Here is a 9,314-nt window from a genome sequence, read left to right as displayed (position 1 = left end):
ATCATACACTATATATTTAATTTTTTAAACAAAAATTAAAAATTATTTATAAAAATTTATCTTTTAATTAAATTATTAAATATTTATATTAAATAAATTGATTCGACGAACGTAAAAGTTTAATTTTTATATAAATATTTACCTTTTTATTTAATAATTCAATTTGTATATTAAATAAATTTATTCTTGAATCATAAAAGTAAAAAAAAAGACCCTTCAAGGAGTCTTTCTAAAATCTTCTATGAGCTTTAAAGTATCATATTTTTGGTCTATCTATTCTCTTTCTTCATCGACCAATACTCTCATTTCAATCAAAAATTCTTCTTTTTGATTTGGTGAATAATTATTATGTATTAATGACTCATAAATATTACTTTTAATCGTTATTTGATGTTTGTCTATATAGCTAATAAGTCTTTGTAAGTTTGTAAAATAATCATCCGATGATACGCTTTTATAAGTAATGCATATGTATTTTCCTTCGGGTATTGTTGAAACCTCAGTACCCGGCAATAGTAATGTAGTTTGTTTTTTTGTTAAAACAGGTGTAAATAAATATTGATATGTTACTTCACTAACAAGTTTATAAGTCTTATATGGCACAATGGCTCCATACCCATTGTTTCTAAAACCTTCTGTAGATGCAGCAAATTTCTTTAATTTACTATATGAAGCATTTAAAATATTTTTCGGGTCTATTCCATTAGCTTTTGTCTGAATGATTTGCATTTCTTCTTCATACGAAAAAAACACTTCACCAAATTGTGGATAATCCTTTTGTTTTTGTAATCCCTTTTTTGCATTTGTGATGATTTTTTCAATTTCGATTAATGAATCTATTTTTTCTCTTACAATTTTTTCTTGTTCTGTTAAAAAGGAGAAAAATTCGTCCCTCTTTAGTCCCTGTACTTCTTTCATCTCTTCTAAAGGAGTACCAATATATTTGAGTGATTTGATTAAATCGAGAAGATGAATTTGTGAGTCTTTGTAATATCGATAATTCGTATCTGGATCGACATACGCTGGTTTAAATAAGTTGATTTTATCATAATATCGAAGTGCTTTAATCGAAATATTAACTAATTTGGATACCTCACCTATTGTATACAGTTTTTCCTTCATTTCAATCACCTCCACATTCTTATTTTAGCAAAAAAAGCGTATTCTTTATTCGTAAAATAGAATACGCTTTTCGATTAATTAAGCTGTTCGATATACTGGCATTTTCCAAGCAATTGTTAATCCAACACCACTCGCTAATAAGACTGTTGCAAAATAAAATGGATAGTTTAGGTCTATATCAAATAGGATTCCACCTATTATTGGTCCAATTACATTCCCAAAACTAGTAAACATTGAATTCATTCCACCTACAAAGCCTTGTTCATTCCCTGCAATTTTAGATAAATAGGTTGTAACCGCTGGACGCATTAAATCAAAGCCTAAAAATACTGTAACCGTCACTAGTAAAATCATAAAGTATGAGTCTACAATTGTCATCATAAACACTAGTATTGTAGAAAGGATTAAACTATATCGAATTAATCGAATTTCTCCCATCCATTTTGTTAATCGATCAAATAATGCTATTTGAGCAATCGCTCCAACAATCCCACCACCAGTAATCATGATCGCTATGTCTTTCGGTGTAAAACCAAATTTATGATTTGTGAACAGTGAAAATAATGATTCAAAAGCTGACAAACCAAATTGTGAGATCAATATGACCATAAACGAGATAAAATACATCGGGGCAAAAATACGTTTAAATCCTGGTTTTTGTCCTTTCTCTTCACTACTGTCTTGATTACGTTCTGGCTCAGGAAGAACTGTAATAGATAAAACGCCTGCGAATATCGCCAATCCTGCTGCAGAGAAAAATGGTATGCGTGGGCCATATTCTGCTAAAAATCCACCAACACCTGGTCCGACAATAAAACCTGTTGAAATTGCAGCCGACATATAACCGAGTGCTTTTGCTCTTGTATCTACAGTTGTAACATCTGCTATAAATGCTGTTACAGCTGGCATTATGAATGCCGCACTTATTCCGCCTAGCATACGTGAAATAAAAAGAACCTCAATCGTTTTACCCATTCCGAATAAAAACTCTGAAATACTAAAGATTAATAATCCCGTTAAAATCATTTTTTTACGTCCGAACTGATCTACCCAGCGACCTGCAATTGGTGAAAAAAATAATTGTGTTATAGCAAATGCAGCTACCATATAGCCCACAATTGTACCAGATATATTTAACTCATTCATAATTGAAGGTGTGACTGGAATAACTAACCCAATTCCTAAAAAAATAATGAATAAATTCATTAATACTAAAGATAACATTATGTTTTGTTTTTTCATCTTAACTCAACTCCTTTTAAAGCTCTACAAAACATAATGTAAAGCCTCCTCCGAGGGGAGAGTCAATTAGTTTTTTTATTATTTTTGATTCTTTTTTATGAACCCGCTTTCGTTTCTTTGAAATAAAAAAAGGAGCCTCTTTTAGAGAAGCTCATAGTTGTTGGTACATTGTATTCATCTATTTAAAATCATTGATAGCTTTTAAAATGTTCATTTATCTAATGGTTATCTTATTTAGCGTGACGAGTTTTTTGAAATATTCCGAGAATGCTCGATGTGACAAAACCAAGGATTAGAGCGAAGGTTATATGTTGGTACAGCCCAACAGTACCGTTTGCTCCCATACGATGCCAAATATCGTTTGGTAGCGTTTTCCAGATAAACCACAAGCATGATGTTACGATAACTGTAATAATTGGTATAGTGAGGCGTTTACCAAGTGACGAAGCAATAAACATCATTAAAGCTAAACCAAGAATCGGTGTACTACCAAAAAACCATTGAAGTATATGAAAATCGATATTCTCCATCCATATCCCCCCTCATTCTAATTGTATGAGGCGGTTTTACTAAAAAGTAATGAAATACCTTCATAAGTTAGAAATTAAACTGGCATTTCTTTACTGTGTAAAATTATCAATACATAAATAAAGTCAAGGCCCAATGGCCTTGACTTTATTTTACGATTACTTTTCCTACCATACCTACATTAAAATGGTACTTACATGTAAGATCATATGTATTTGCTTGTTTTGGTAACACTGAAATGGTTTTTTCAGTTCTCGGTTGAACTTCTTCATCAATATTGAGCATTTTCACAGTAAAGGTATGTGGTTTACTCCCTTTATTTTTCAATAATAAAGTTGTTTTTGTACCATTTGGAATTGTAATGTTTTTCGGATTAAAGTAATCATCATTCAACTCTACTACGATTGTTTGTGCACGATCATTTGCATCTGAAACCTCAGATTCAGCAAAAGCTTTAAAATTACCTGGTGTTGCCATCATCACAATCGTTGCCAAAAAAACTACTAGTCCTGATAGCCAATTTTTTATTAACATTCGCATTCCCTCCTTTCCTATAGAATATTCTTTTCCATTTGATGGAAAATTATCACGATTTTTTTTATTTGAACGAAATAAAAAAACTGTCCTCTTATAGAAAACAGCTTTTCATTTATTTCAAATTATAGATTTGCTTCCCACTTTGTAATTTCTTCTCGAACGATTGGTGCAACTTCCTTTCCTAATAGTTCGATTGCAGTCATTACGTCTGCATGTGGCATCGAACCAACTGGTACATGAAGCATAAATCTTGTAATACCTACATTTTTTCGAAGGTGGATTATTTTTTGTGCTACAGTTTCAGAATCACCAACATAAAGTGCACCTTCAAAGCTTCGTGCCGCATCGAATGCAGATCGGTCATATGTTCCCCAACCACGTTCCTTTCCAAGTTTATTCATAACTTGCTGTGTTGATGGGAAAAATTTATCTGCTGCGGTCATTGTATCCTCAGCGATGAATCCATGTGAATGGGATGCAATTTGTAGTTTGTTTACATCATGACCGGCATGAGCTGCTGCTTTTTTATATAGATCAACAAGTGGTGCGAACTAAATTGGCCGTCCACCTATAATTGCAAGTACGAGTGGAAGTCCTAATAGTCCAGCTCGAACGACCGACTCACTGTTGCCGCCACTTCCAATCCAAATTGGCAGGGGCTCCTGAACTGGACGTGGATAGATGCCAATATTGTTAATGGCTGGTCGATGTTTTCCACTCCATGTTACGAATTCAGATTTTTGCAAGGTAAGCAGTTAATCCAGTTTTTCTTCAAATAGTTCATCATAGTCTTTTAAATTATAGCCGAATAAAGGAAATGATTCGATGAATGAGCCACGTCCCGCCATGATTTCCGCTCGTCCATTCGAAATACCATCAAGCGTAGCAAAATCTTGAAATACTCGTACTGGATCTGCTGATGATAGTACCGTAACAGCACTAGTTAGTCGAATACGATTTGTTTGTGATGCAGCCGCTGCTAGTACGACAGCCGGGGATGATGCTGCAAAATCATTACGATGATGTTCCCCTACTCCAAATACATCTAATCCAACTTGATCTGCAAGAATAATCTCCTCAACCACTTCACGTAAACGTTCTGCATGGCTTATTACATCACCTGTCCTTGAATCAGGTGTTGTTTCTACAAAAGTACTAATTCCTATTTCCATTAAACAATTCCTCCGAATTTCTGTAATTTTAAAGAAAATTTTGAGTAGATTTATAAGGTTCTGCTTCTATATTTATTAAACAACTTAAATATACCTCCAATTCGAGATAATTTCTATCAAAGTAGTATAAAGCAAATAAATAGATCGTATTGTCATCATAAGTATGACCAGAAAAACTACTTTTTCTGAATTTTAAGAGTATAATAGAGTGTTAGTATTACTTCTATGTTCCCCTTCAAAAAATAGTAATATCCAAAGTAGTGAGAAAGGAAGTTTAAGTATGAATAAAACTAAACCAACTGAAGTAACAGTTGATGGTTTCTTTAGACGTCAATTAAATCGTTTTTCTACACCATTTGGAAATAAACCAGGAGAACTCCCTGTTGAAGCAGGTCGGTATCGTCTCATTTGGTCAGCTGCTTGTCCATGGGCCCATCGGTCTGTTATTGTTCGAAAAGTTTTAGGATTAGAAAATGCAATTAGTTTAGGAACCGTCAGTCCAATGCGTCCTAGATTACCTCACGTGGATTGGGAATTTTCTTTGGATTCAGGAGAAGTTGATCCAATATTAGGCGTTCGCTATTTGAGTGAAATCTATCATAAATCTGATGAAAACTATTCAGGACGTCCGACAGTACCCGCAATGATCGATATTAGCTCTGGAAAAGTTATCAATAATGACTATTTTAGGCTAACAAATTATTTCGAAACTGTTTGGAAGCCGTACCATAAAAAGAACGCACCGGATTTATACCCAGTTTCCATCCGACAAGAAATTGATGCGCTAAACGAAATCATATTCACTGATGTAAACAATGGTGTATACAAATGTGGTTTTGCACAATCTCAGAAAGCATATGAAGATGCTTATGAAACGTTATTTAATAGATTAGATGAGCTAGAGCAGCGCTTATCTAAACAACGTTTTTTATTTGGTGATAAAATTACTGATACTGATATTAGGTTATATACAACACTTGTACGGTTCGATGCTGCTTACTTTACATCTTTTAATTCGAATCGAAATTTAATACGCGAGTTTAAAAACTTATGGGGCTATGTACGAGATTTATATCAAACACCAGGGTTTGGGGATACAACTGATTTTGATGCGATTAAGCGACATTACCATTTATCGATTACCATTTCACCCGATAAAGAAGAACCAAAAGTCTTACCAAAAGGTCCAGAAATTTCGATTTGGACTTCGAAGCACAATCGCGAAGATCTAAGTGGACAAAAAGAAAAGTTCCTCATTCATTAAGGCAAAAGGAGATACGATTTAAATGGTAAAAATAGAAATTTGTAATGCTGAAAAAGAGATGTTTCAGTCAATTCGTAAACAAAGAATTAATGCTTATTATGAATACGTCAACTTGTTACCAGATAAACATTGGAATGCTTTAAAGAAGTCCCTCTCATCGAAAATTGATGAACAAGAAGGTGTGGAAATAATTGTTGCCACGGTTTTAGGTAAAATTGTCGGTAGCGTCGCTTTATTCCCAGCTAAAATAAATGCCTATGCAGGTTATATCGACGAACTTGATTATCCAGAGATCAGAATGCTTGCTGTGGAGTCAGACTGTCGCGGTCAAGGAGTTGCTACTGCGCTAATTTCAGAATGTATTAATCGCACGAAGGAAAAAGGATTCGATGCTATCGGATTACATACCGGTGAATTTATGAAAAATGCCATCAGTTTATATGAAAGAATCGGCTTTAAACGTTTACCAAAGTTTGACTTTGAACCAGCAAATGATGGGATTATCGTCAGAGCTTATCAGTTGAAAATTTAAACCTTATTTATAACTCATTATTAAATTTAATCATGTTTTTGTAAAAGGGCTGTCCGAAGTTTTATAACTTCAAACAGCCCTTTTAATTTTTCAATCTAATTGAATAATCTTTTTTTATTAAACAAAACTCAACTCTTTTTTTTGATTTGTATGTTGTTTGTTATTTATGATTTTGTTCAACAGAGAAAAAAATGCCAAAAAGTAAAAATATAGCCCAAACTAGTAAGAACTAAATGGGCCATTTTATTTTGCTTATTATGAAACGATTCAGTGATAAGAATTTTACCTATTTAATTTGTGTTATTTCATTAGAGATATCAACTTCACTTCAGAATACTATCTTATTATGATTCTTTTTAATATAAAATTGGAGTGAATTAATTGTCAAAAATAGATGAATCAAACATTTTAATTGAACCTTGGAACGAAGCAGATCTTAATTTACTTCTATCATCGAATACGAATAATATGATGGAATATCTTGGTGGTCTAGAGAGTTTAAACCAAATTATGAGTCGGCACAAGCATTATCTTGAAATGAGTCGAATAGGTACAGGACAAATGTTTGCAATCATTTTGCTTCCGTATAGAACAAAAATAGGAACTGTTGGTTATTGGGATCGATTATGGGATGGTAAACTGGTTTATGAGATTGGTTGGAGCATTTTACCTAAATTTCAACGAAAAGGTATAGCAACAATCGCAGTAAAAAAAGCTATTAAGAAGGCCCAAAAAGAATCGAAGCATAAATACATTCACGCTTTTCCTTCCACTAATAACATTCCATCTAATAAAATATGCGAAAAATTAAATTTTAAGTTTATTAAAAAATGTAATTTTGAGTATCCAATAGGTAAATTTATGGTATGTAATAATTGGCGACTAAAGACAAAGAAGAAAAAATGAAGTTAAGTCTAAAAATGGCTTAACTTTTTTAAAAAAACCTAATTCTCAATCCGACATGCTTAGTCTGTCTAAAATTCTAATATTCTCAATTTTTTCAATATAATAAGTAGGTGACTTATTTACACAAAAAAAGCCGATTCCAATAGATATTGGCTCAGCTTTATGTATATTTTATTCAAAATAAAATAATGAATCGTGAGAAGTATTTGTCTGATAGTAATTTACTAAATCTTCTACAGAGATTCCTCTAATTTCAGCGATATCATTAAAACTCATATCATAATGATATGACAGTTCATGTAAAGATAATGCTGGATTATTCGCTAATAATTCATAATCAGGTAAATTGTCAAATTGTTGTGACATACTCTTCACTTCCTTTTACAGTTTCTCACTATCCTTTCCTAAAATTTACAAATTTAGTCAAGATTCGTAAAAAGAATTGAAATGTACATAAAATGATCAGTTAGGTGGTTCTATGATTCAAACTATTTTACACGCTTCCTTATTTCTTTTGGATTAATTCTTCCTTTAGGTGTAAGTTGCTTTCTCAGTAACTTGAATTGTCGTTTCATGGATCTGGTTTTTGTCACTTGCAATAGCCCGGAAGTACCGTAGGAAAACTCGATCAATCAGGTAAATTTATTCTAATTGTTAATAAAATATCGGCTATCATAATTTGGGGTATTGCCATTTACTTAAATAAAGGAATAATAGTGGGATAGAAAAATGCAGGTTAAAAATGTTAACCTGCATTTTTATTTTTTTTCATATTATTAAAAAAATCGCATAGAAGACAATGTTAGAAAAGCTTCTATTAGTCTCAATAATTTCTCTTTTTCTTCATTGTTTAGCATTGAATTAGCTTTACGTATAAGGTTCATCCCTTCTATCCAATCATTATCATCTATTGGTACATATCCAGCTAATTGAAACAACTGAATAACAGGAACACCAAGTGGTTCTGCCAACTTTCGTATAATTTCTGTTGACGGAATACCTCTTTTGCCATTTTCAATTTGTGAAATATATGAATGGGATACATTCGCTTTTGTTGCTAGGCATTTGATCGAAAAATTATTTTGTAATCGTGTTTGTCTAATAAATTCAGCAAAAATTTTTGAACGATCTTCAAAATTTTGCTCATTATAGATCACATCAAATTTTAGATTACAATTCATTTCTTTCTGTGCAAGATTGAATACTTCTTCTGAAATGTTTCGTAAAGGGGTTTTCAATCTTTCAGGTGCATTAATAATATAAGCACACCAAATTAAATCTTCAGCATTTCCACCTGTCACTTTTGCTATCGCTCTAGTTAATTTTTCTTCAGGTGGAGTCAATTTCGCATTTTGTAATTTGCTTAAATAGCTCTTGTCTTTTGAAAAGCCCAACTTATTTAATTCTTTGGCTATATCAGTCAAACTTAAATTTGAATTTTTAATATATTGCTTTAATAATTTGTAGTACATGCTCACACCTTTTTCTTATTTTGCCCTATTTTTATTTTTATGTGTACAACATGGACTTTGACACTGTTGTAAATTGGGTTATTTTGGAAATTTTTTATAATCATGAGAATGTACTTAGAATCTAACCGTTCATAAGGTAAAAAGAACTAAACCCACTCTTTTAACTGAGTGGGTTCCTTAAAAACTTATAAATTTTTTTTGCTTCCTGCCCATTTACCCTAAATTATTTCTGATACTCTATTTTGAAGAATTTCAATTAATTCTTCGTCCATAAACTGATAATCATCAGCTATATCTAGAATGACAATTTTTTTTTCATTGAGTAAATCACCAAATTTATCGCGAATTCTTCTTAAATGTTTTTTCTCCATTACAAAAATAATATCTGCCCAACCAATATGTCCCTCTGTCACTTTAATTCTGGCACCAGTTTCAGTCCCTGCCGATCTTGCTTGGTAGTCATTATATAAGTGAAAAATTTTTTCTGCTGTAGGACTTCTCCATTGATTTTTGCTACAAATGAATAATAATTTAATTGT

General features: G+C 32.2%; 10 protein-coding genes and 1 pseudogene. 3 read left to right on the top strand and 8 right to left on the bottom strand.

What is annotated here, in order from left to right:
• Nucleotides 1–273: 273 nt before the first annotated feature.
• From COI44_RS17425 to COI44_RS17405, 5 genes and pseudogenes are all read right to left on the bottom strand, one after another.
• Entirely contained in the window at nucleotides 274–1,122 is an 849-nt protein-coding gene (locus COI44_RS17425; protein WP_098429059.1) for a MerR family transcriptional regulator, read from the bottom strand.
• A 78-nt stretch (nucleotides 1,123–1,200) separates the two neighbouring features.
• A complete protein-coding gene (locus tag COI44_RS17420; RefSeq protein ID WP_098429058.1) occupies nucleotides 1,201–2,364 on the bottom strand; it encodes an MFS transporter in 1,164 nt (387 codons plus the stop codon).
• Between the two features lie 230 nt (nucleotides 2,365–2,594).
• The gene (locus tag COI44_RS17415) at nucleotides 2,595–2,894 is read right to left on the bottom strand and encodes a hypothetical protein (RefSeq protein ID WP_098429057.1); all 300 of its coding nucleotides are present in this window, start codon (nucleotides 2,892–2,894) and stop codon (nucleotides 2,595–2,597) included.
• A gap of 145 nt (nucleotides 2,895–3,039) precedes the next feature.
• Nucleotides 3,040–3,426, bottom strand: coding sequence for a cupredoxin domain-containing protein (locus COI44_RS17410; protein ID WP_098429056.1), 387 nt, complete (start codon nucleotides 3,424–3,426; stop codon nucleotides 3,040–3,042).
• A 125-nt stretch (nucleotides 3,427–3,551) separates the two neighbouring features.
• Nucleotides 3,552–4,601: pseudogene (locus tag COI44_RS17405) on the bottom strand (LLM class flavin-dependent oxidoreductase).
• A gap of 280 nt (nucleotides 4,602–4,881) precedes the next feature.
• Between COI44_RS17405 and COI44_RS17400 the strand changes: the two are divergent.
• From COI44_RS17400 to COI44_RS17390, 3 genes are all read left to right on the top strand, one after another.
• On the top strand, nucleotides 4,882–5,865 hold the full coding sequence (locus COI44_RS17400; RefSeq protein ID WP_098429055.1) for a glutathione S-transferase family protein: 984 nt from the start codon (nucleotides 4,882–4,884) through the stop codon (nucleotides 5,863–5,865).
• A gap of 22 nt (nucleotides 5,866–5,887) precedes the next feature.
• Nucleotides 5,888–6,397 carry a GNAT family N-acetyltransferase gene (locus tag COI44_RS17395; protein ID WP_098429054.1) on the top strand — a complete coding sequence of 170 codons (510 nt, stop codon included), beginning with the start codon at nucleotides 5,888–5,890 and terminating at the stop codon, nucleotides 6,395–6,397.
• A gap of 381 nt (nucleotides 6,398–6,778) precedes the next feature.
• Nucleotides 6,779–7,303, top strand: coding sequence for a GNAT family N-acetyltransferase (locus COI44_RS17390; protein WP_098429053.1), 525 nt, complete (start codon nucleotides 6,779–6,781; stop codon nucleotides 7,301–7,303).
• 171 nt (nucleotides 7,304–7,474) lie between these two features.
• On the opposite strand, the gene COI44_RS17385 is transcribed toward COI44_RS17390, so the two are convergent.
• The 3 genes from COI44_RS17385 to COI44_RS17375 form a co-directional block, all read right to left on the bottom strand.
• Nucleotides 7,475–7,669: a hypothetical protein gene (locus tag COI44_RS17385; RefSeq protein ID WP_025569137.1), complete on the bottom strand. Its 195-nt coding sequence runs from the start codon at nucleotides 7,667–7,669 to the stop codon at nucleotides 7,475–7,477.
• Between the two features lie 410 nt (nucleotides 7,670–8,079).
• Nucleotides 8,080–8,775 (bottom strand): helix-turn-helix transcriptional regulator, encoded by a 696-nt coding sequence (locus COI44_RS17380; protein WP_098429052.1) that lies wholly within the window; start codon nucleotides 8,773–8,775, stop codon nucleotides 8,080–8,082.
• Between the two features lie 218 nt (nucleotides 8,776–8,993).
• Nucleotides 8,994–9,311 carry a low molecular weight protein tyrosine phosphatase family protein gene (locus COI44_RS17375; RefSeq protein ID WP_098429051.1) on the bottom strand — a complete coding sequence of 106 codons (318 nt, stop codon included), beginning with the start codon at nucleotides 9,309–9,311 and terminating at the stop codon, nucleotides 8,994–8,996.
• Between the last annotated feature and the right edge of the window lie 3 nt (nucleotides 9,312–9,314).

This window comes from Bacillus sp. AFS088145 (assembly GCF_002564465.1).
Taxonomy (GTDB): Bacteria; Bacillota; Bacilli; order Bacillales; family Bacillaceae_G; genus Gottfriedia.
Note: the sequence above shows the minus strand (reverse complement) of the source record. Positions and strands in the feature narration are given on the sequence as shown.

What these genes read in the sequence shown, in the direction of transcription:
- COI44_RS17420 (WP_098429058.1), bottom strand. Translation starts at nt 2,364, where the DNA reads ATGAAAAAACAAAACATAATGTTATCTTTAGTATTAATGAATTTATTC.
- COI44_RS17400 (WP_098429055.1), top strand. Translation starts at nt 4,882, where the DNA reads ATGAATAAAACTAAACCAACTGAAGTAACAGTTGATGGTTTCTTTAGA.
- COI44_RS17410 (WP_098429056.1), bottom strand. Translation starts at nt 3,426, where the DNA reads ATGTTAATAAAAAATTGGCTATCAGGACTAGTAGTTTTTTTGGCAACG.
- COI44_RS17425 (WP_098429059.1), bottom strand. Translation starts at nt 1,122, where the DNA reads ATGAAGGAAAAACTGTATACAATAGGTGAGGTATCCAAATTAGTTAAT.
- COI44_RS17380 (WP_098429052.1), bottom strand. Translation starts at nt 8,775, where the DNA reads ATGTACTACAAATTATTAAAGCAATATATTAAAAATTCAAATTTAAGT.
- COI44_RS17395 (WP_098429054.1), top strand. Translation starts at nt 5,888, where the DNA reads ATGGTAAAAATAGAAATTTGTAATGCTGAAAAAGAGATGTTTCAGTCA.
- COI44_RS17385 (WP_025569137.1), bottom strand. Translation starts at nt 7,669, where the DNA reads ATGTCACAACAATTTGACAATTTACCTGATTATGAATTATTAGCGAAT.
- COI44_RS17415 (WP_098429057.1), bottom strand. Translation starts at nt 2,894, where the DNA reads ATGGAGAATATCGATTTTCATATACTTCAATGGTTTTTTGGTAGTACA.